At 61.4% G+C, this 21,788-nt stretch carries 20 protein-coding genes; 8 read left to right on the top strand and 12 right to left on the bottom strand.

Translation table 11 applies throughout. The annotated features are described in order from the left end of the window. The first annotated feature begins 179 nt into the window (after nucleotides 1–179). The gene (locus tag ACYAS9_RS00180) at nucleotides 180–683 is read left to right on the top strand and encodes a GNAT family N-acetyltransferase (RefSeq protein WP_463566325.1); all 504 of its coding nucleotides are present in this window, start codon (nucleotides 180–182) and stop codon (nucleotides 681–683) included. Nucleotides 684–696: 13 nt separating this feature from the next. On the opposite strand, the gene ACYAS9_RS00175 is transcribed toward ACYAS9_RS00180, so the two are convergent. Both ACYAS9_RS00175 and ACYAS9_RS00170 read right to left on the bottom strand, forming a co-directional pair. Further along, nucleotides 697–2,748, bottom strand: coding sequence for a TonB-dependent receptor domain-containing protein (locus tag ACYAS9_RS00175; RefSeq protein ID WP_463566324.1), 2,052 nt, complete (start codon nucleotides 2,746–2,748; stop codon nucleotides 697–699). 171 nt (nucleotides 2,749–2,919) lie between these two features. Continuing rightward, entirely contained in the window at nucleotides 2,920–3,807 is an 888-nt protein-coding gene (locus ACYAS9_RS00170) for a DMT family transporter (RefSeq protein WP_463566323.1), read from the bottom strand. 87 nt (nucleotides 3,808–3,894) lie between these two features. On the opposite strand from ACYAS9_RS00170, the gene ACYAS9_RS00165 reads away from it, so the two are divergent. Further along, nucleotides 3,895–5,226: an aminotransferase-like domain-containing protein gene (locus tag ACYAS9_RS00165; RefSeq protein ID WP_463566322.1), complete on the top strand. Its 1,332-nt coding sequence runs from the start codon at nucleotides 3,895–3,897 to the stop codon at nucleotides 5,224–5,226. A gap of 117 nt (nucleotides 5,227–5,343) precedes the next feature. Here the strand turns inward: ACYAS9_RS00165 and ACYAS9_RS00160 are convergent, their stop codons facing one another. Further along, nucleotides 5,344–5,931, bottom strand: coding sequence for a DUF4304 domain-containing protein (locus tag ACYAS9_RS00160; protein WP_463566321.1), 588 nt, complete (start codon nucleotides 5,929–5,931; stop codon nucleotides 5,344–5,346). Between the two features lie 145 nt (nucleotides 5,932–6,076). On the opposite strand from ACYAS9_RS00160, the gene ACYAS9_RS00155 reads away from it, so the two are divergent. The 5 genes from ACYAS9_RS00155 to ACYAS9_RS00135 all read left to right on the top strand — a co-directional run bounded on the left by ACYAS9_RS00155 (nucleotide 6,077) and on the right by ACYAS9_RS00135 (nucleotide 12,059). Then, complete coding sequence (locus tag ACYAS9_RS00155; protein WP_463566320.1) at nucleotides 6,077–6,607, top strand: sigma-70 family RNA polymerase sigma factor; 531 nt, start codon at nucleotides 6,077–6,079, stop codon at nucleotides 6,605–6,607. Beyond that, nucleotides 6,604–7,575 (top strand): FecR family protein, encoded by a 972-nt coding sequence (locus ACYAS9_RS00150; RefSeq protein ID WP_463566319.1) that lies wholly within the window; start codon nucleotides 6,604–6,606, stop codon nucleotides 7,573–7,575. Before ACYAS9_RS00155 ends, ACYAS9_RS00150 begins: the two co-directional genes overlap by 4 nt. Before the next feature lie 256 nt (nucleotides 7,576–7,831). Next, nucleotides 7,832–10,237, top strand: coding sequence for a TonB-dependent siderophore receptor (locus ACYAS9_RS00145; RefSeq protein ID WP_463566318.1), 2,406 nt, complete (start codon nucleotides 7,832–7,834; stop codon nucleotides 10,235–10,237). Between the two features lie 95 nt (nucleotides 10,238–10,332). Continuing rightward, nucleotides 10,333–11,568, top strand: coding sequence for an AAA family ATPase (locus ACYAS9_RS00140; protein ID WP_463566317.1), 1,236 nt, complete (start codon nucleotides 10,333–10,335; stop codon nucleotides 11,566–11,568). After that, complete coding sequence (locus ACYAS9_RS00135) at nucleotides 11,565–12,059, top strand: hypothetical protein (RefSeq protein ID WP_463566316.1); 495 nt, start codon at nucleotides 11,565–11,567, stop codon at nucleotides 12,057–12,059. The genes ACYAS9_RS00140 and ACYAS9_RS00135 overlap by 4 nt, the downstream gene beginning before the upstream one ends. Before the next feature lie 42 nt (nucleotides 12,060–12,101). Here ACYAS9_RS00135 and ACYAS9_RS00130 read toward each other — a convergent pair whose 3' ends face one another. The 6 genes from ACYAS9_RS00130 to ACYAS9_RS00105 form a co-directional block, all read right to left on the bottom strand. Beyond that, on the bottom strand, nucleotides 12,102–13,115 hold the full coding sequence (locus tag ACYAS9_RS00130; protein WP_463566315.1) for a sensor histidine kinase: 1,014 nt from the start codon (nucleotides 13,113–13,115) through the stop codon (nucleotides 12,102–12,104). A 62-nt stretch (nucleotides 13,116–13,177) separates the two neighbouring features. Next, the gene (locus tag ACYAS9_RS00125) at nucleotides 13,178–14,269 is read right to left on the bottom strand and encodes a DUF4303 domain-containing protein (protein WP_463566314.1); all 1,092 of its coding nucleotides are present in this window, start codon (nucleotides 14,267–14,269) and stop codon (nucleotides 13,178–13,180) included. 67 nt (nucleotides 14,270–14,336) lie between these two features. Then, the gene (locus ACYAS9_RS00120; protein ID WP_463566313.1) at nucleotides 14,337–14,480 is read right to left on the bottom strand and encodes a hypothetical protein; all 144 of its coding nucleotides are present in this window, start codon (nucleotides 14,478–14,480) and stop codon (nucleotides 14,337–14,339) included. Nucleotides 14,481–14,504: 24 nt separating this feature from the next. After that, nucleotides 14,505–14,984, bottom strand: a complete 480-nt coding sequence (locus ACYAS9_RS00115; RefSeq protein ID WP_463566312.1) for a hypothetical protein — start codon at nucleotides 14,982–14,984, stop codon at nucleotides 14,505–14,507. Nucleotides 14,985–15,183: 199 nt separating this feature from the next. Continuing rightward, nucleotides 15,184–15,414: a ubiquitin-like protein gene (locus ACYAS9_RS00110; protein ID WP_463566311.1), complete on the bottom strand. Its 231-nt coding sequence runs from the start codon at nucleotides 15,412–15,414 to the stop codon at nucleotides 15,184–15,186. A 183-nt stretch (nucleotides 15,415–15,597) separates the two neighbouring features. Continuing rightward, nucleotides 15,598–15,852 (bottom strand): hypothetical protein, encoded by a 255-nt coding sequence (locus tag ACYAS9_RS00105; protein ID WP_463566310.1) that lies wholly within the window; start codon nucleotides 15,850–15,852, stop codon nucleotides 15,598–15,600. Nucleotides 15,853–15,950: 98 nt separating this feature from the next. Between ACYAS9_RS00105 and ACYAS9_RS00100 the strand changes: the two genes are divergently transcribed. Then, the gene (locus ACYAS9_RS00100; RefSeq protein ID WP_463566309.1) at nucleotides 15,951–16,283 is read left to right on the top strand and encodes an antitoxin YezG family protein; all 333 of its coding nucleotides are present in this window, start codon (nucleotides 15,951–15,953) and stop codon (nucleotides 16,281–16,283) included. Here the strand turns inward: ACYAS9_RS00100 and ACYAS9_RS00095 are convergent. From ACYAS9_RS00095 to ACYAS9_RS00085, 3 genes are all read right to left on the bottom strand, one after another. Continuing rightward, nucleotides 16,280–16,645, bottom strand: a complete 366-nt coding sequence (locus ACYAS9_RS00095) for a hypothetical protein (protein ID WP_463566308.1) — start codon at nucleotides 16,643–16,645, stop codon at nucleotides 16,280–16,282. The two genes, ACYAS9_RS00100 and ACYAS9_RS00095, sit on opposite strands and share 4 nt — an antisense overlap. Further along, nucleotides 16,645–19,164, bottom strand: coding sequence for a PAS domain S-box protein (locus tag ACYAS9_RS00090; protein WP_463566307.1), 2,520 nt, complete (start codon nucleotides 19,162–19,164; stop codon nucleotides 16,645–16,647). The genes ACYAS9_RS00095 and ACYAS9_RS00090 overlap by 1 nt, the downstream gene beginning before the upstream one ends. A 99-nt stretch (nucleotides 19,165–19,263) precedes the next feature. After that, entirely contained in the window at nucleotides 19,264–21,750 is a 2,487-nt protein-coding gene (locus ACYAS9_RS00085) for a penicillin acylase family protein (RefSeq protein ID WP_463566306.1), read from the bottom strand. Nucleotides 21,751–21,788: the final 38 nt, after the last annotated feature.

Genomic DNA, 21,788 nt, shown 5'->3' with positions numbered 1-21,788 from the left:
CACCACGATAGGCTTGTCAGTTATGAGGCGTGGCGAGGCGTGCAAGTTCAGGGGATTTGCCATTCGCCGCGTTTTGTAAACAATAGCGCCCCTGGTTTCCCTGTTACCGAGATGTGCATGCCAAGGTTTTTCGTTTCTCTTCTATATATAGCTGCCGTGCAGCACCCGAAGGCTCGCCCATGACCGAACTCACCATCGAGTTGATCCCGACCGAACCCGACGATATCGAGGTGATCGCCAACCTCTATCAGTTCTATGCTTACGAGTCGTCGGACTGGGAGTTTCAGGATGTCGAAGAAGATGGCCGCTTCTATGTCCATGAAGATCACCTGGTGCGTTACTGGCAAGACCCGGACTGGAGCGCCAACCTGTTGCGGGTCAACGGCGAAATCGCAGGTTTTGTGTTGATCGAGCGCAGTGAAGTGCCGGGCATCGACGCCCTGGAGCTGGCCGATATCTTTATTCTCAAGCGCTACCGGCGCAAAGGCATCGGCCGCGCCTTGATGGGCCAGGTGCTGATGGGCGGTCATGAGAACTGGCTGGTGCGCTACTACCCGCAGGACGACGTCGCCGATGCGTTCTGGAACAAGGTCATGCAAGACCTGCCCCGCCCGGCGCGCGCCATCGAGCTGGACGATGACCCGGAGCTGGTCAACTACCTGGTGACCCGGGTCATGCATTGAGGCAATGGGTTAATCAAAAATACGTCGTGGCGCCGGCAAAGAACGCGCGGCCCGGCACATAGAAGGCCGTCGAGTCGTCGCGCGGGTCTTCGTCGAGCAGGTTCTGCACGCCGACATTCAGGGTCAGCCATTTGTTCGCCGCCCAATTGGCCGTCAGGTCGTAGGTGGTGTAGGACTTGACGAAGTCGGTGCCCACCCCGCGCTGTTTGCCGACATGTTGCGCCGACAGTTCAGTGCCGAACCGCTCGGTGACCTGCCAGTCGATGGCGCTGTACAGCGACAGTTTGGGCGAGCTGATCAGGTCGCGGCCGGTCGACAGGTTGCGGCTTTCGAGCATGTAGGTGGCGTTGGTGCGCCAGTTGACGTTGCTGGCCACGGGCACGCGCAAGCTGCCCTCCCAGCCACGGGTGCGCGCCTTGTCGGCGTTTTCGAGCATGGTCCACCAGCGACCCTCGTAGTAGCCCAGCGGCGCATATTCGATCTTGTCGGTGAAGTCGGTGTGGAAGTAGGTCAGCCCCGCTTCCCAGCCCTCATGATCGAAGGCCACGCCGATTTCCTTGTTGGTGCTGATTTCCGGGCGCAGGTTGGGGTTGCCGGCCATCCAGCACGCGCCCGTCACGTAGCCCAGGGGCCGCAGTGAAGTGCAGCCGCGGCCGCCGGAGTTGGTCGCCGCACCCGCGCTGCCTTCTTTCAGGCTGGGCGCGCGGAAACCCCGTGAAACGCCACCGCGTACGGTCCAGTCCGGGTGCGGGTGATACACCACATAGGCGCGCGGGCTGTTGTGGTTGCCGTATTCCTCGCTGTGATCGAAGCGGTTGCCCAGGGTCAGCGACAGGTTGTCGAGCAGGAAGATTTCATCTTCGATAAACGCTGCCGAGTAATCGCCTTCCAGATCCGAGCCGGCCACGGCCACGCCCTGATAATCCACCGGCACCGTGCCCAGGGTATCGGTGTTGGTCAGTTGTTCACGCTTCCATTGCCCGCCCACCGTCAGGCGCTGATTGAACAACAGCTCGAAGGGCACGTTGAGGCTGCCTTCGACGATCTTCTCTTCGGAGCTGGCCTTGCCGACGCTGATGTCGTTCTTGAACTTGTTCAGGTACGCATCCACCCGCGAAGTACCAAACCCCCAGTCGCCGTGGTGCGAGAGCACAAAGCTGTCGCGGGTCAGGCGCCCGGCGCCAAAGCCTTCGCCCACCGTGTCGCCCCAATCGCCGAAGGTCTTCTTCGATGACCATGAACGCTCCACGCCCTGGGTCGCCTCGAACGACAGGCTGTGGTTGTCGTTGATCTTCCAGTCCAGCAACGCATTGACGCTGTGATCCTTCGAGCCGCCGGCGCCATCGTTGTATTTGTAGTCACCGAATGCATCCAGGCGCGGCTCGGCCTCGTCGCTGGCGCGGCGGGTCAGGTTGGCGCCCAGGCGCAGGCCGACCGACTCGGTCAGCGGGCCGGACAGGTTGAGACTGGTCTGATTCGTCTGGCCGCGATCGGAGTCCTCGGGGATCGTGGTGTTGACGTTGAGCGAGCCGCTCCATTCGCGTGCCACCTTGCGGGTGATGATATTGATCACGCCGCCCATGGCGTCCGAGCCATACAGCGACGACATCGGTCCGCGAACGATTTCGATGCGCTCGATCATGTTCGGCGAAATCCAGTTCAGGTCCTGACGGCCCAGATCGCGGCGGTAATTGGTGTCGGCCGAGCTGCCGATGCGTTTGCCGTCGACCAGAATCAACGTGTACTTGTCGTCCAGGCCGCGCAGCTTGATCTTCGATTGTTCACCGACCGGGCCAAAGCCGCCGGTCACGCCCGGAATGCGCCGCAGCAGGGTATTGAGGTCGTAGACCGGCTGGCGCTCGATCTCTTCGCGGGTGATCACACTGACACTGGCCGGCGCATCGCGCAGGTCGGTGCCGCCACCGCTGGCGGTGACAAACGAGGCATCCAGTTCGGTGGCGCTGGTGGCAGCAGTGTCGGCTTCGAGGATTTCCTCGGCCTGGACGGCAGTGGCTGACAGCAGCGCTACCGTGAGCAGGCAACGGGAAAACGGAGGGCATTTCATTGCAGAACAGTCCTTGTCGATCAGTTGGATTCATGGGGGAAGAATTCAAACGGATCGGGACATTAACGCAAATGAATATCATTTAGAAGTGGATTGTATGTTTTGCCTTACATAAAATTGACAATATTCTTACAAACGAAAGGGTTTTTACGCAGGCGTGACGAGCAAGTCTTACCTTGCAAAACGCTTCGCTCCCGCCACGCAACCAATCACCGCAAGGGTTACGCCCAGCATGCCGGCACTGACCTGTTCACCCAGCAATGTGGCCGCCAGCGCCAGGCCAAAGAACGGCTGCAAAAGCTGCAACTGACCCACCGCTGCCACGCCCCCTTGCGCCAGCCCGCGGTACCAGAACACAAAGCCGACCAGCATGCTGAACACCGACACATACCCCAGGCTGACCCAGGCCGGCAGGGTGATAGCCGCGAACGAAACCGGCGCCGTCCACAGGCTGAGGACCAGCATCAACGGCAATGCCAGCAACAGGGCCCAACAGATCACCTGCCAGCCACCGAGGGTTCTGGACAGGCGTGCGCCTTCGGCATAGCCCAGCCCGCAGGCGAGAATCGCCAGCAGCATCAGCACATCGCCAAGCGGATTGGCGGTTACGCCCTGGCTAAAGGCAAACCCGACCACCATCAGGCTGCCCAGCGCCGAGCACAGCCAGAACGCCAGGCGCGGGCGCTCGCCGCAACGCAGTACGCCGAAAATCGCCGTGGCCAGTGGCAACAGGCCGACAAACACGATGCTGTGCGCCGAAGTCACATGCTTCAGTGCCAATGCCGTCAACAGCGGAAAGCCCAACACCACGCCGGCCGCGACAATCACCAGCGACATCAATTGCGCGCGGGCCGGGCGTGGCTGGCGCAACAGCAGCAACAGGCACAGCGCCAGGACGCCGGCGATGCTGGCCCGGGCGAAGGTCAGAAACAGCGGGTCGAACTGCGTCACGGCCAGGCGCGTGGCCGGCAGCGAGCCGCTGAAAATGACTACGCCGATCAGGCCATTGAGCCAGCCGGCCATTGAGGGCGTGTGTTGCAAGGAAGAGGTACGTTGCATCGGGGCGGGCTCATGACGGGTTGCGAGAACCTCATGCTAGGAGTCACTATCAGCACAATCAAAAAATTGTCATGGATACATTTGCCCATGCCCCGCGCTCGCTACAAATCACTGGTCGATACCCTGGCGGCTGACATTCGCGCAGGTGACTTGCCGCCCGGTACTCGCTTGCCGACCCATCGCCAGTTGGCGGCCCGCGAAGGGCTGGCGCTGGTGACCGCCTCCAGGGTGTATAGCGAGTTGCAAAGCATGGGCCTGGTCAGTTGCGAAACCGGCCGTGGGACATTCGTGCGCGACACCTCGTTGCCGCCGGGGCTGGGCATCGATCAGAAAAACGTGGCGGTCGGCATGGCCGATCTGAATTTCAATTACCCGGCCCTGCCCGAACAGGCCGAACTGCTGCGCGCGGGCCTGCGCCAACTGGCGGCGACGGGTGATCTGGAAGCATTGCTGCGTTACCAGCCCCACGCCGGCCGCCCGCATGAACGTGCCTGTGTGGCGCGGCATCTGGCGGCACGCGGGCTGACGGTGCAGGCCGAACAGGTGCTGCTGGTCAACGGCGCGCAACAAGGCCTGGCGGTGACCTTGATGGCGCTGTTGCAACCGGGCGATGTGATCGCGGCGGACGCCTTGACCTATTCAGGCTTCAAGGTGCTGGCCGAAGCGCTGCACCTGGAAATCGTCGCCATCCCGGTGCTGGAACACGGCCCGGATCTGGACGCGCTGGACACGCTGTGTCGCAACCGGCGGGTGAGGGCGGTGTACAGCATGCCGACCTTGCACAACCCGCTGGGCTGGGTGATGGACATCGAGCAGCGCCAGCGTATGGTCGACATTGCCCGCCGCCATGATCTGCTGATCATCGAAGACGCCGCCTACGCTTTTCTCGTCGAAGACAGCCCCGCACCCTTGGCCAGCCTGGCGCCGGAGCGCACGGTGCATGTGTGCGGGTTATCCAAGAGCGTGGCCACCGGCTTGCGCGTCGGCTTTATCAGCGCGCCGCTGGACCAGGTGCCGGCGCTGGAGAGGATCATCCGCGCCACCACCTGGAACACACCGGGCGTGTTGACCGCCATCGCCTGCCAGTGGCTGGAAGACGGCACCGTAATGCGCCTGGAGGAGCAAAAACGCGAAGATGCACAGGCACGCCAACGCATCGCCGCCGAGGTGCTGCATGGCCTGCATTACCTCAGCCACCCGGCCTCGTATTTTCTCTGGCTGCCGCTGATCGAAGACGCACGCGCCGACCGGATCGTCGCGGCGCTCAACCGCGAGCAGGTCGCCGTCTCCAGCGCCGAGCCGTTCGCGGTCTCTAGCCACGTGCCGCATGCCCTGCGCCTGGCGCTGGGCTCGGTTGATCTTGTGACCTTGCGCACGGCACTGGCGAAGGTGAAGTGGGTTGTCGAGGCGTATACCTGAACCGCAGACCCGTAGGAGCGCGCTCTGCCCGCGACCGGCTGCGTTAGCAGTCGTAAAATTTCAGCGTTTCCGAGATTTTGCGAGCGCTACGCACTCGGTCGCGGGGCAAGCGCGCTCCTACAGGACCTGCGCCAGCTCTGCTTTCAATCCCGTGGCCCGCTCGGGCGCACGCGCCAGGCCGATCTCGGCCAACTGCCGTGCACGTTCAGGCTGGCCCAGATGCGCGGCAATCCGTGCCAGATGCAAAGCGCTGCGGGCATGAATGGTATCTGCATCGACCTCACGCGCCAGCAGCGCCTCGTAGCTTTGTGGGTAGAAAGCATGCTGCGCAAAGAACGTCCGGCCAACCCGCGGCCATTCACTGACGATGAACTCGACGGTTTCTTCGGCCTGTTCCGCGTTATCCCCATACGCCCAGCCGAACGCCGGGCCGGCCGGTGGCTCGATCCGCTCCCGAAACACGCAATGCGCTTCTTCCAGCGCTTGAGGCTGCACCGCCAGCCCGCCTTCGGCCGGCAGAAAGTCCAGGTGCGCGCCCAGGTTCAGGTAGCACTGATTGCCCCCTCTTGAGCCCTGAACATTGAACACATGGATCAACGGCCCATCGATGCGCCGCAACGTTTGCCCCGAGCCTTTGAAGCCTTCGGCCCGCAGCACGGGATAGAGTTTCTGTGCCAGCAGTTTGAAAAATGCGCTGCGGTTCATGGGCGATGGCTTCCGGTGAGGTCGGGCATGAAGGGTCGATGTTTTAAAACGCGCAACGACCTTGGGTCAACTCGACGGCACACATGATTGCGAGCCAATGCGCTATCACAGTAATATCTAATGATTCTCAATTGCGCCGATCGTCATGAAACCCAACCCTACCGTTCAAGCCGAAACCCTCGATGCCGCGACCCTTGACGGGTTGTACCGTGGCTATCACGGCTGGCTGCTGGGCTGGTTGCGGCGGCGCATGCACTGTTCGCACAGCGCCGCCGATGTGGCGCAAGACACGTTTTTGCGTCTGTTGGCGGCAGGACCTTACGTTGCGCCAAGGGAGCCGCAAGCGTATCTGGCCACCGTGGCGCGGCGGTTGCTGATGGACAAGGGCCGGCGTCGACGCCTGGAAGAGGCGTATCGCGAAGAGCTGGAGCGCGGCATCGAGCACCTGGACCAAGCGCCGTCGCCGGAGCAGATTCTCCAGGCCGTGCAGATTCTGGAGCGCATCGACCGGGCACTGGCGCGCATGAAACTGCGGGTGCGCGAGACCTTTATCCTGCGTCATCTGGACGGCCTGAGCCAGGAGCAGATCGCCCAGCGCCTCGGCGTGTCGATCCGTACCGTGCAGGTCGATCTGGTCGAGGCGTTGCTGGCCTGCGACCGCGCGGCCAACCCATGACCCTGAATACTTCACTGCCCACTTCACTGCTGCGCCAGGCCGCTGAATGGCTGGTGCAACTGGACCATCAACGCGACCCGGCCACTCGCCAGGCGTTCGAAGCCTGGCTGGCGGCCGACCCACGGCATGTCGCCGCCATTGCCCGGTTGCAAGGCCACCTTGAGCCGCTGCGCCAGTTACCCGCGCAATCGGGCGGTGCTGCGCTGCGTCAGGCTGCCCGGCCAGGTTCCGGCGCGCGGGCCTTGAAGTTGCTGGCGCTGACGGCGTTGATGGTGGCGGCTGCTGTGCCGGTCTTGCAGTACAAGCAACAGGGTTACCTGTTTGCCGACCTGCACACGGCCACCGGTGAATGGCGCAACGAGGCACTTGCAGACGCGAGTGCGCTGGTGCTGGAGGGGCGCTCGGCAGTGGATGTGCAATTTGATGCGCAACAGCGCGTGTTGAATCTGCTGCACGGTGCAATCCTGGTCGATGTCGCCAAAGACCCGCAGCGGCCGTTCTATGTGCGCACCCCACAAGGCAGTATTCGCGCCTTGGGCACGCGCTTTACCGTCGAACGGCTGGGCGATGCCACGCAAGTGACCATGCTCGAATCGACGACCCGGATCGACAGCGCCGGGCGCAGCCTGACCCTCAAGGCCGGGCAGCAGGTGCGCTTCGACGCCAATGGTCCGCAGGAGGTTAAAAATATCGACAGCCAGGCCGTGCAGAAGGCCTGGGACGAAGACCAGTTGATCGCCAACGACCAGCCGCTGGCCGAAGTGCTGGAGCGCCTGGGCCGGTATCGACCGGGCCTGATGCTGTTCGACAAGGACTCGCTGGCCGCGCTGCGCGTCACCGTGATGCTGCCCACCGACGACAGCGAACGCGCCTTGCGCCTGCTGGCGCGTACCTTGCCGATCGAGGTCCGGCAGTACACGCCGTGGGTGACGCGGGTGTCGCTGAAGACCCCGATCAAGCCACGCTAAAATTTTCTGCGTGTTTGCGAATCTGAAGCGTCCTCCTTTGGCCCATCCCTTAAGGCCGTGCCGATCATTCTGGCCCGACGCGGACTTGTGGGAGGCAGCTCTGCTGGCGATGAGGTCCGTCAAACCGGCACATCAGTTGCGTCTGTCAATCAGCATTCGCGAGCAGAGCTCCCTCCTGCAGGTTCAGCGCGGGTCGTGAGATTCATGACGTCAGCCTTGAGTGATCGCTATCAATTCATCAAGGAGACCCGCAACCATGGCTTCATCCTCACGCCCCGCCAGCCTGCTGTTGGCCACGCGCATGATCATCGCCAGCCTGCCACTGGCCGCGCCGGCGCTGGCCTTTGCCCAGCAGCAAGTGCAAGCCTTCGACATCGCCCCCGGCCCGCTCGGCGAAGTGCTGGGTCGTTACGCCCAGGCCGCCGGCGCACCGATTTCCTTCGAGTCGCGCCAGGTCGCCGGGCTGACCAGCCCCGGCGTCAAAGGCCAGTTCTCGGTAGACGAAGGTTTTGCCCAGGTGCTGCGCGGCACCGCACTACGGGCGCGCACCAGTGAGGATGGCTTCCAGCTTGAAAGCCTGCCGGTCAACGACGGTTCGATGCACCTGGAGGCGACCAACATCACCTCCAACCAGCTCGGCACCATCACCGAAGAAAGCGGCGCCTACACGCCCGGCACCATTGCCACCGCCACCCGGCTGGTACTGACACCGCGCGAAACGCCGCAATCGATCACCGTGGTGACGCGGCAGGTGATGGACGATCTGGGCCTGGACAACCTTGATGACGTGATGCGCCACACGCCGGGCATCACCGTCTCGGCCTTCGACACCGACCGCAACAACTACTATGCCCGCGGCTTCTCGATCGAGAACTTCCAGTACGACGGCATTCCCACCACGCGCAACTCGGCCTATTCGGCCGGGCAGACGCTGAGCGACACCGCCATCTACGACCGCGTCGAGGTGCTCAAGGGCGCCACCGGCCTGCTGACCGGCGCCGGCGGCCCTGGCGGCACCATCAACCTGATCCGCAAGAAGCCCACCGCCGAGTTCAAGGGCCACGCCGAACTGGGCGCTGGCAGCTGGGACAACTACCGCTCCGAGCTGGATGTCAGCGGTCCGCTGACCGACTCGGGCAACGTGCGCGGCCGGGCGGTGGCGGCCTATCAGGACAAGCACTCGTTCATCGATCACTACCAGCGCAAATCCAGCGTTTACTACGGCATTGTGGAAATCGACCTGACCCCCGACACGCTGCTCAGCGTCGGCGCCGATTACCAGGACAACGACCCGAAAGGTTCCAGCTGGTCGGGCAGCAGCCCGATCTACGACAGCCTCGGCAATCGCATCAGCACCTCGCGCTCGTTCAACAACGGCGCCGAGTGGAGCCGTTGGGAGCAATACACCCGCACCGCGTTCGCCACCCTGGAACACAGCTTTGCCAATGGCTGGGTCGGCAAGGCGCAGTTCAACCACCAGCTCAACGGCTACTACGCGCCGCTGGGCTCGATCCAGGGCCGCCCCAACGCCACTACCGGCCTGACTTCGGTGTACGGCAACAAATACACCGGCGAAACCACCACCGACTCGGCAGACGTGTACTTCAGCGGCCCGTTCTCGCTGTTCGGCCGCGAGCATGAGCTGGTCATTGGCGGCGCGGCATCCAAGGCGCACTGGAAAGGCAAGTCGTACTGGAGCCCGGTCTACACCAACAACGTCCACGATTTCTGGAGCTGGGACGGCGACAGCATGGAGCCCGACTGGGGCCAGCCCAACGGCTACACCGACCAGACCACCTGGCAGACCGGCGGCTACATCACCTCACGCTTCAGCCTCACCGACGACCTGACCCTGATGCTCGGTACGCGCCTGGCCAACTACAAGATGACCGGCACCGACGACACCCGCGAGACTGGTCGCCTGGTGCCGTATGTCGGGGCCATCTATGACCTTAACGAGCAGCTGTCGCTGTACGCCAGCTACACCGATATCTTCCTGCCGCAAACCTACTACCGCGACCGCACCAACAAGATTCTGGAACCCGACGAAGGCCAGAACTACGAGCTGGGCATCAAGGGCGAATTCCTCAATGGCCGCCTGAATGCCAGCCTGGCGTACTTCGAAGTGCATCAGGACAACCGTCCTGAATCGGACGATGCCTACAACGCCAACCCGACCAATCCGGACCTGTTTGATGCCTATTACGGCATTACCGCGACCACAAAGGGCTTCGAAGCCGAGCTGTCTGGCGAGCTGGCTCCCGGCTGGAACCTGCTGAGCGGCTACACCCACAAGATCGTGCGCGACCAGCATGGCGACAAGGTCTCGACCTGGGAACCGCAAGACCAGCTCAACTTCTACACCACCTACAAACTGCAAGGCCCGCTGGAGCGCCTGACCGTCGGTGGCGGCGCCCGCTGGCAGGGCCAGGCCTGGCAAATCGTCAACAACCGCGCCAAAGGCACGATGGAAAAATTCGCCCAGGACGACTTCTGGCTGGTGGACTTGATGGCCCGCTACAAGATCACCGACAACCTCTCGGCCACGGTCAACGTCAACAACGTGTTCGACAAGAAGTACTACACCAACGTCGGTTTCTACACCTCGGTGTCGTACGGCGATCCGCGTAACGTGATGCTGACTACACGCTGGGATTTCTGATCGGCAACAAACGCCAGCATGCAGACCGGTCGGCTCAAACCGAGTGTCATGGAGTACACTTCGGCCCACCCGAGTCTGCCTTGCTGGAGAAATCAATGCCTCGCTTGCGCGTCAAGAATTTTGGCCCTGTCCGTGAAGGAATGACCGAGAACGACGGCTGGATCGATTTCAAGCGCGTGACGGTGTTCATCGGTAATCAGGGCTCCGGAAAAAGTACCCTGGCCAAGTTGTTCGCCACTTTTGTGTGGATCGAAAAGGCCTTGGTACGAGGCGACTATGAAACGAAATGGTTTGAGCGCAAGAACCGCTTCAATCAGTTTCTGGCCTATCACCGCCTTGAACATTACGTCTCGGATGAGGCCTGCATCGACTATCAGGGAGAGGCGTACTCCATCAACTATGCGCAAGGCCAGTTGCACGTCACCGAGACGCAAGACGGCCATTACCCTCTGCCGCAAGTGATGTATGTGCCTGCCGAAAGAAACTTCATTGCCTATGTCCGGCATCCCAGAGAGCTGAAACTGTCCTCTGATTCACTCAAGGAGTTTCTGACCGAATTCGACAACGCCAAGGCCAGTATCAAAGGAAAATTACGCCTGCCTATCAATCAGGCAGAGCTTGAATACGACAAACTCAACGATATTCTCAATATCCGTGAGCCTGGCTATAAGCTGCGGCTGACCGATGCTTCAAGTGGTTTTCAGTCGGCGGTGCCGCTCTATCTGGTCAGTCATTACCTGGCCGATACCGTCAAGGCCACAGGCGATGAAAACCATGATGCGATGAGCGCCGATGAACTGAGTCGTTTCAAAAGTGGCGTCGAGAAAATTTTCGGCAACCCCTCCTTGACCGAGGAGCAAGTACGGGCGGCGCTGTCTGTACTGTCGTCGCGGTTCAACAAGACAGCGTTTATCAATATTGTCGAAGAGCCCGAACAGAACCTCTACCCATCGTCACAGTGGAAGATTCTTGAGAGCTTGCTGGCCTTCAATAGCCAGGGCAGTCATAACCAGTTGGTCATGACCACGCACAGCCCCTACATCGTCAATTACCTGAGCCTGGCACTGCAAGGCAGCCAGTTGCATGAGTTGATCGTCAAACAGGGCCGAACCGAACTGCTCGCCAGACTGGATCAGGTCATTGCTCCGGATGCATTGGTCGATCCGGATGAACTGGCCATTTACCAGTCCGATGAGGCCACCGGAACGGTTTGCAGGTTGAGCGCTGTCGAGGGCATACCGTCGGATCACAATTATTTGAACGACCTGCTCCGCAAAGGCAACGAGCTGTTCGATCAACTGCTGGAAATCGAAGAGGAACTGGCCGGGTGAATTTTTTTGACCCGCGTTGCCAGAGTGGCCCATTCAATGAAGCCGAATTCGGTTTGTGTGATAACGAGCAGTCGCCCATGGCCTATGTCGACACGGCATCTACGGATAAGTGGATCGCCAGAGTCGATAATCGCTTGCGCAAGGCAGTGACCTTTACTGCCGTGGACAAGTGTGTGATCAAAGACGATGAGGCACGTGGAAACGGTCGTTGCGATTGCATGCTGACGACTGAAACAGGGCTGTATCTTGTCGAGCTGAAAGAGCGTGAATCTCCTGGCTGGCAAGCTGAGGCCAAACGGCAACTGGTATCAACCATTGAGCTTTTAAAAGCGCACCATGACGTGAGCCAATACCGCCACAAGAAGGCCTTTGCCTGTAACAAAAAACACCGCCGACCTTTTGTCGTTGTCTCCCATGACGAGCAAAGAGCGTTCTTTCGCGAGTACGGTTTCCGGCTGGACGTGCAGACCACAGTGCTGATTGTTTCGTAATGTGCCGGCAAGCCTTGTGGCAGTTGCAGTTCAATGCCCCGTCTAACTGAACTGCACCTCGACCACCGTGCCGTTCTCGGTGCGCCAGGTCGGTGTCGCGCCCAGTTGGGCGGCGAAGCTGCCGATGATTTTCAGCCCCAGGCTTTGCCGGCCCGCCGCCGGGTCTGGCCCTGCGAAACCCTTGCCGTCGTCGGCCACGCGCAGGCGAAAGCCGTCGGCTGGCAGGTGCTCCAGCGACACGCGGATAATGCCCGGCCGGGCGGCGTCGAACGCATGCTTGAGGGCGTTGGTCACCAGTTCTGCGACCAGCATCGACAAGGTGGTCAGGCGGGTCAGGTCCAGGCGCACATCGCTGGGGTCGACGATGCACTGGATATGGCTCTGGCCGCTGACGCTGAGCAGGTCTTCGCACAGCTCTGCCAGGCACGCACTGGCCGGCAGGTCGGCGCGGCTGGGGTCGTACAGGCGGCGGTGGATGCGTGAGATGTTTTGCAGGCGCAGTTGCGCATCGTTGAGCACATCGAGGGCGTTGGCGCCGCGTTGCACGTTCTGCCGGCCGACATACAGAATGCTGGAAATGAACTGCATGTTATTGGCGACCCGGTGCTGGAGTTCGGCAAACATGAAGTTCTGTTGTTCGTAAAGCTGGCTGATGACCTGCTTGTCACGAAGCAGCCGTGCGCTGCTGCGTTGCATGTAATGAATCAGGGCAATGTCCACGCTGACGATAAAGGCATAAAACGCCAGTGCCAGCAGGTCACCGCCCTTGGTCGAGAACGGCTCGCCCGGCGAAATAAACCAGCCCCAGGCGGCGATTCCCGACAGCACCGCGCACAGGATGCCGGGGCGTGTGCCGCAGAAAAACGCGGTCAGAATCACCGCCGGAAAAAACGTCAGGTAAGGAAAACCGACCGGCAAATCGTCCATCAACTGGACGCGCGCCAACAGGCTGGCGATGAACACACCAAGGCTGGTCGTATACGCCAGCCACACGCGATTGCGCAGCAAGGCAGCGAAAGCTACGACGCGCTGCAGAATGGGTCGTATTTCAGACAAACAGTTCCCCAGGTTGCGGCGGGTAAAGGAGGGCAGGGTATAAATCCGGCAGGCATCCTATCTCAGCCGCCTGGCGAGCGTGGAGGTATTTTCGGGTCGATAATGGCGCGCCAGTCTTGCTCATCCAGATTTTCTTCGATCGCCGCACTCAACTCAGGCCGCTGTTCAAGCAAGCGTCGCAGCGGCGCAGGGTCCAGCACCGGTGGCTGCGCGCCTGGCAGGCGCAAACGGTTGAAGTGGGCGCAAAAGCCGCTGACGGCAATATCCGCTGCTTGCTCGATCAGCCAGTCGAAATCGCCCAGATACCCCAATGACGTGGCGCACCAGTTACGCAGCGGTGGCTGGTCGGTGTGCAGGGCTTGTTGGCGCAGGGCATCGATCACCACCGGATCGCTACAGCCTGCCAGGCCCAGAATACGTGCGGCGGATGTCGCTTCTTTGTGGTGCTTCAACTGCTCGATCAAACCCGCTTGCGCAACGGCACCATGCGCAATCAGCCAGGGTTCGGCGACTTCGCAGGAAACGCCGTCGAAGCAGTGCAAGCGGCTTAAGTAGAACGCCGCCTGCTCAGGCAACGGCAGCGTACTGACGTGCTTGAGGGTGTTCTCGATGTCCAGTTCAACCGGGAACAAGGCTTCGAACTGCTGGCGGCTGATGCTGCGTTTGGCCAGGGCAACATCGCCACCGAAATCGTGAAATATCACCACGAAGTCTTCGGTCACGCCCGGATGCCCGCTGAAATGCTTGCCCAGCGCCCGTGCGGCCCGCGCCACCGTCACCAGAAAACGCCGCTCGGCACTGCGCCACAGGTCAGAGCCCCCACGATTGGCGAAGGCTTGCAGCGGCTCATCCAGAGCAATCAATTCAGCGCTGGCGTAGTCACCGACATCCCAGTCCCACTGCCAGTCCGCCGGGTTCCACTTCACCGAACTGAAGCTTTGCTCCTGCAGGTCAGGATCGTTTTCTTCGAGGGCTTGCAGGCTGTTGGCGGCAAAGGAGGGCAGTGATAACACCGCCTCTTCCTCGCGATAGCTGGCGTGAAAGGCGGCGGCATACAGCGGGCCTTCGCCTTGATCGAGATGCGCTTGCAGAACCTGCCGCGCCGAGTCGAACAACTGATGTTCAAGAGCTTGCCAGTTCATGGTCAGGCGCATTGAAGAGTCCTTATCGATGATCGCAGCGGGGCATATTAACGCAACTGCCCCGCAGGACTCAGGTCGATCACCCGTTGTAGGTCACATCCGCAGTCAATGTGCGGCTCTCGCCGTAGTCGCAGTCCAGATCGCTGCCGCAACTACTGACGTAATCGGAGCCGTGGTTGCCGCGCACATAACGCACGCCCAGGCCTGCGCTCAATCCCGGCAAGGGCGGGCGTAGAGGGACGCAGGGTTAAGCTTCGGGTTCTTCGATCAGGCTGAAATTTGCGAACCACAACGATTTTTGCTTGTCTTGCCTGGCGTCGAGGTCTGTAGACACCCGGTGGCCGGCCATAGCGGTCACCGGTTCGCTCGCTCGCACAAAGCATTTGGACAGCGGTACTTCGAAGTAGCACCGCACACTGACTTTTTTCCAGCGGTGAGTGACGAGGTCAATGATTGGCGACATATGTAACCCGCCATCATTGGCCACGCCCCCCACGTTGACCAAGAAAATCGTGTTTTCGATCGCTTTGTCAGAACGAACCTCAAACTCGATACGCATGGTTTTCCCTCGTATGGGGAGAATGGACTGCTCGATGGCAGAATCGACTGGCACATAAATGCTGTTGCCTTCCCCGTATGGCTCGAAGCGCAGTTCAAATTCGTTGACCTGCTTCCAGTGTTCGAACTTGTCGGCGAAGTTTCCATTTTTAATAAATTCGGTAGTCATGATCATTATCCTTTTGATCAATTGAATATCACTGCCTGGACGCGCTCTGATGGCTGTCCAGTTTCAGCGTATACCGAGTAATTTCGGGGTGCTACTGTCAGAAGTGACAGTGCAACAAGGCCATCGATCAACGGGTTGAGCCACAGTCAGCCTTGCGGCTGGCTCTGACTCAAACAGACGGCGTGAAAGTTTTTCCGGATTACTTGATCACTATCTGAAGCGTGCTGGCCCGTTGAATGTTGTAGTTGGCGAGGGTTTCCTGGTCCTCCAGCTGTTGACCGGCAAAGACCAGTCGCTGGTTGGCACTGGGGATTTTTTCCGTTTCCTCGATTTTGGCTTTCAAATTGATGACCGTATCGCTGGGCTCGACTTCTAGCGCAAGTGTCCTGCCGTTGAATATGTTAGTAAGCGCTTTTATATAAATTTGCATGGGTACACTCCTTAGTCTGTTGCGCGACTTGACCCGCTGCAGGCGCTAATGTGTTGGCGATCTATGGGCGTGGGCAATCCTGCCCATGGTTTCGCGAACAAGTTCGCTTCGGACACTGTGTTTCTAGAGGCTGATCAAGGTCACTCAATGACGTTAAGGGGCGTGGAAACTGTTGTCTACCTGTCATAAATGACAGTAGACAACAGTAAACAGGGCGGCGAAAGTCAAGTGGCTGGTTTTGAAGCCATCAAGCAGCACATCCAGCGCAGCCGCCGCCGATACAGCCAAACCCTTGAGCCAACCCTTGAGCCAACTGTTGTGCTCTGCGTACAAAAGCCCGGGATGATCGTTGCCCACCGGCGCACGCCCTCTGAAAATGCCCCTTAAGATGTGTGCAAGATAAATGGTAGTGATTCTCAAATAAACCGGCGCATGCACGGCAAATACCGGACGTGAATAAGCGGACCTGCTTGAAGAAGGAAACTTTTACGCATTTGTCGCCTCTGACCGTTTCGTGAAAATGAACCGGGTGACGCATGAACAGGGACGACGACATTTATCAGGAACTGGGTGAGATTCTGCTCTCCATAGTGCCCAAGACCGCCCGTGTGGCGTATCTGGACGCCTGGGTTTCCTATGAAGCCGACCACGCCAGGCTGCATTTCAACTACCTCGACGAGCAGGGCGAATTGCAGTGGTTCATGCCGCCCAATGCGCGTATCGACCATGACATTCTGGTGTTGCTGGCCCGGTTGCGTGAGTTCTTCATGGTCAACGGCCTGTACGCCGACGGCCAGCCCTGGAGCCAGTGCCAGGTCAGCCTGCCGCTGGACAGCGCGAAGATCAGCGTGGACTTCAAATACGATTAGCGGCTGGGGTCATACGCCGATGACGCCGCGTCCCAATGGATCTCGTGATCCTCGACCGCCACACGCCATTGGCAGCCGGGCAGGGCGCTGCGCAACTGGCTCAGGCAGCGGCACCAGTGCTGCACGCCGACCCAGGTGGCGTCTTCAGTGTTGTCGGGCAGCCTGGTCGAACCGCTGATTACGGTGGCCTTGCCATTGATCTGGACGTCGAACGACTCCCAGTTCAGGCCTTCGCCGCTGGCCAGGTAATCAGCAATGAACCGATCGACACTGAAGCGCTCGACGATGGTCGTGACCCCGGCGATCTCGGCAGGAGTCAGCGGTTTACTGCGCCGGGCGGTGTAGTAGACGGACAGGGACATTACGTCGTCCTCTCGATCAACTGCGCCACCCTTGCGGCGATGTCGTCGCGGCGGAACGGTTTGGCCAGGACCTCGAAATCCCCGACCTGTCCGCGCTTGAGATTGGCGTAGCCGGTGATGATCAATACCGGCAGGTGCGCGAGGGTCTGGCGTACTTCCGAGGCCAGTTGCGCGCCGGTCTTGTCGCTCATGGCGTGGTCGGTGATCAGCAGGTCAGGGCGCAGGCCGCATTCGATCATCTGCAAGGCCTGGTGCGCCGAGGCGGTGTCGGTCACTTGGTAGCCCAGGTCGCGCAGTTGCAGGGCGGTGGCGTAGCGCGCCAGATCTTCGTCATCGACCAGCAGTACATGCGCTGCGCAGGACGACGTCGGCGCGGGCGTCGGTTCTTGCGGATCGCTGGCCACTGTTTCTTCGCTGATGGGCAGCCACAGCATCACTTGCGTGCCCTGGCCCTCTTGCGAGGCGATGTCGAAACCGCCGCCCGATTGCAGCGCCAGGCCTTGAACCATCGACAGCCCCAGCCCGGTGCCTTTGCCTACGCCCTTAGTGGAGTAAAACGGTTCGACGCAGCGCTTGAGGGTCTCGATGTGCATGCCGCTGCCGTTGTCGGCCACCACCAGTTGCACGTAGTTTCCTGCGCTCAGGCCGTTGACCTGGCCGTCGGCAACGGTCGCCAGTTGCGCGGTAATACTCAGTTGTCCGCCTTCGTCCATGGCATCGCGGGCGTTGACTGCCAGGTTGAGCAGCGACAGCTCCAGTTGATGCGGGTCGACGAACACCGCAGGCAACGGTTCGGCAATATCGATCAGCACCTCGAACATCGGCCCCAGCGAGCGCTGAATCAGATCGTTCATGTCGTTGATCAGGGTATGCAACGCCACTGCCTGCGGCTTGAGGGTCTGGCGCCGGGCGAAGGTCAGCAGCCGGCCGACCAGAATGCGTGCGCGGTCGGCGGCCTGTAGCGCGCCGTCCAGCAAGCGAGTGGCTTGTGCGTCCGGCGAGCGGCGGCGGATCAGTTCCAGCGAGGCCATGATTGGCGTCAGCAGGTTATTGAAGTCGTGGGCGATACCGCCGCTGAGCTGGCCGACCATCTCCAGCTTGCGCGACTCGTGCAGTTGCACGATGGCCTGCTCGCGCTGGGCGATGCTGGCGGCAACACGTTGTTCAAGACTTTCGTTGAGCTCACGCAGTTCGACTTCAGCGTTGATGCGCGCGCTGATGTCCACGCACACACACAGCAGGCCACTGAAACGCTGGTTTTCGTCGCGCAGCGGGGTGATGTGGTTCTGCACCCAGACCAGGCTGCGGTCGGGGCGGGTATAGCGTTTGGTGATGACGAAAGGCGTCATGTTGTCGAGGTTGTGGCCACCGTTCAGGGTATGCAGCGCCGCGTCCTCGGGATGGGTGATGTCTTCGATGTGCAGGCCGAACAGCGCTTCTCGACAGCGGCCGACGATCTCGCAATAGCGATCGTTGGCCCGCACGATTGCACCGGCGAGGTCGCACACGGCAATGCCGGCACCGGCCTGGTCGAACATCGCCGACAGTTGCGCGGAGCTGGCGCGCAGGGCAGCTTCGGCGCGGGCGTGGTTGATCCACAGCCAGGCGAGGCCGGCGGCTTCTTCAGCCAGATGCACTTCATGGCTGTCGAAACCGGCCGGGCTGTCGCGCTGCACATCCAGCACCGCTTCCAGTTGGCCATGGCGCAGTACCGGCACAAACAAACGTGAGGCGGGCGTGCTCGCACTGTGCGCATGCACGCTCTTGCCCGCCAGCAATTGGCCGAGTTGTTCTGCATTCAGCCGCAAGGGCGAGGACGGGCCAGTAGTGGATGAGGGTTTGTGCGGGAACAGATTGTCATCGGCACTGTGGCTTTCAGCAAGAAAGGCCTGCGCATTGCCCAGGGTTTCGCATAGCCGGGTCAGCACCGTGGCTTCGATCTGCTCGGGAAGGGTGATGGAAGGCAGGATCTTGCCCAGTTCGAGCACGAAAGCCTGATGCCGCTCGAACTGCACCCGCTCGGTGGTTTCGGTGACGATGCACAACACGCCGCCAATCGAGCCGTCGGCCTCGCGCACCGCCGAATACGACACATCGAACCAGACGTTTTCGCCCCGGCCATGGCGCTCGATATAGAACGGCCGGTCCTTGGCCGAAAAGGTCTGCCCGGTTTCGCGTACCCCGCGCAGCAGCGGCTCCAGGTCGTCCCACAATTCACGCCAGTGCTCAATGGCCGGACGACCCAGGGCTGCCGGGTGTTTGTTACCGATGGTGGGCGCGTAGGTGTCGTTGTATAGCGCGACATACTCAGGCCCCCAGAACACGACGATTTGCGCCTGCACCGGAAACACGGTGGTCATGAGGGTTTTAAGCGTCTCCGGCCATTGACCGGGCGCGCCCAGCGGCGAGCCGTTCAGGGCGCCGTTTTGCAGCAACGCACCGACTGCACCGCCATGGGTGAGAAAGTCGCAGTGAGGGGACGCGGCTTCGCCAGAAGTCATCCTGCTAAGCAGTTTCATGGCTGAGTAGGCTCTATTGGCAACAGGGATCTGCCGGTTAGAGCAACAGCGCAGGGCAGACGTTCCCTGCCATGGGAACGTCGACCGCTTTGGGGGCGACTACTTCTGCGGTGTCAGGGTCAGGCGCTGTTTGCCGTAGCCGCGTTCGTAGTTCTGTTGTTGCAGCGGCAAGGTGGTGTATTGGCCCTTGAGCCAGGCCTCGATGCTGTTGGCGTGATACGGGCTGGCGGGGTTGCCGGACTGGCCGGTAGAAACCAGTGCCTGCAAGGGTTCTGCCTGGCTGAAGTCGACCAGCAGGCGCAGGCTGGCGACCGGTTGGGTGTCGAAGCTCTGGCCCCAGGCGTACGGGGTGGCATTGAGCGTGGTGGCATCGCCGCCCGTGGCGACCGCGCCACGCGGGAAGTTGCCTTCGCCGCCCAGAGAACGGGCCAGTGGATTGCGTGATGGCGTCCAATCGTAACGGTGCAGGTTGCCCCATTGCCAGGCCTTGCGGTCGTTGCCCAACTGGCTTTCGCCGGCGCTGATGGCGGCGGCCAGGCTGCGCGCCAGAATGGCGGGCTTGTCTTCTTTTTGCGGGGTGCGAATGTCGTCCCAGAACGGGCTGTCGTCGCGGCCCAGCAGGTGATCGGCCTGCGCCGAGTATGCCGAGCGCGACTGGCTGACCAGCGCTTGCCAGGCCGGGCTGTCGCTCGGGCCCAGTTCATCGAGAAAGATCTGCTGCGCGCTTTGCTGCAAGAACAGCTCATACAGCGCGGCATCGGCCGAGGTGGCGGTCAGTTTGCCGTCGAACGCCATCAGGCGGCTGTAGGCTTCACGCGCCTTGGCACGGTCCGCTTCGGGAAGGGCGTCGATAGCCTGCTTGAGCGGCTTGCCCATGCCCGGTGCCTCGAACATCTGCTTGAGCTTTGCGGCAAACGGCGTGGTCTGGTCGTACTGCAAGGCGATGCTGCTGCGGCTGTCGTGCTTGCCGTTGCCGGCTACTTCGGCAAGGCGCTCGGCACGCTCCGGGGCGCCCCAGGTGTTGGACAACTGCATGCCGTAACCCTTGGGGATCACGCGGTTATTGGCAGTGCCCAGCCAGCCCTGACGCGGGTCCTGGTCATACGGATGGAGCATGGCGTCGGCAAAGCCGTCCCAGTCGTAGCGGCTGTCCCAGCCCGGCGACGGCAACAGGCCCTGGCCGTCGCGGCGGTTCGGGTAACGGCCGGTGACTTGCCAGGCGATGTTGGAGGGCGTGGCGAAGATCATGTTCAGGCCAATGGCACGGATCTCGCGGGTGCTGTCGAAGCCTTTGTCGACGGTGCCGGCACGCGACAGGTCGAAGAACGCATCGAGGCTCTTGTCGTCCTTGAAGTCCGGCATCTGCAGGGCCAGGCCCAAGGCATTGGCCGACTGGCCGGCATCGAGCCCGATATTGAGCAGGGCACCGTGCCTGGTGGTGTACACGGTTTCTCGTACGGGCTGGCCGCCCTTGACCAGGAAGGTTTCCTGATGGCTGGCGGCGGGCAGCCACTTGCCGTCGGCCTGGTACATCAAACGATTGTTTTCGCGGCCGAGCTTTTCCAGGAACAGGTCCTGGTTGTCGCCCTTGAGGTTGCCCATGCTCCAGGCCAGCTTGCCGTTGAAGCCGCTCAAGAACAGCGGCAAGCCGGCCAGGGTCACGCCCGAAACCTGATACTTGGGCGCACGAACCTGCACCACGCTCCAGGCCGACGCGGGGCCCGCCGGCACTTGCAACTCACTGACCAGCAGGCTGACGCCGCTGCGGCTGCGTTGCGGGCCGATGGCCCAGTTGCTCGATGCCGCAGCGCCCAGCAGATTGAAATCGGACAACTGCATCGCCACCCGGCTCAAGTCGTTCAGCGCGGTCGCTTGACCTGCCAGGCTCAGGCCCTTGAGTTTCTCGGCTTCAGCGACCGGCAAGGCTTCGTCGGGGTAGGTCGGCAGCAGCCAGGCCAGCTTGTCGGCGCCGACTTTCTGGTTCAGCACCAGCGCTGCCAGTTCTTCCTGCAGGTTGACCGACAGGTTGAAGCTCAGCAGGCTGAAGATCAGCGCCGAGTCTTCGGGTTGCCAGTATTCCAGGCGGTAACCTGCGCTGGCCAGATCGTCCGGCAGCTTGTCGCGGTAGCGGAACAGGTAAGCGTTGACGCCGCGCGCATAGACTTCGAAGAAGCGTTGCAGGCGTGGCGACGAGGCCTTGTACAGCTCGCTGGCACTGCGCTTGAGATTGGCCGCGCGCATCAGCCGGTCGACCGGCAGCGCCTCGGGGCCCACCACTTCGGCCAGCCGTCCCTGGGCCAGCAGGCGCATGTTGAGCATTTGCCCGATGCGGTCGCCGGCGTGCACATAGCCCAGGGTGAACAGCGCGTCATGGAACGAGCTGCTCTCGATCAGCGCCATGCCTTGCGGGTTGCGCCGTACCGAGACGTTCTGCGCCAGTCCCTTTATCGCAAAGGTGCCGGTGTCCGGCAGCAGGGTCGAGCTATCGCCACCGTTGAGCTGACAACCGACAAGCCCCAGAAAACCGGTGGCCAGGGCGGCGGCACCGAAACGGGAAAACGAACGAGAAAAGGCGGGCGAGGCCATGGCGAAACTCCGGCGTGCGAGGCAACTGCAAAGGTCGC

The sequence above is a fragment of the Pseudomonas sp. HP_08 genome (assembly GCF_055284095.1).
This window is presented reverse-complemented; position numbering and strand designations above follow the sequence as displayed.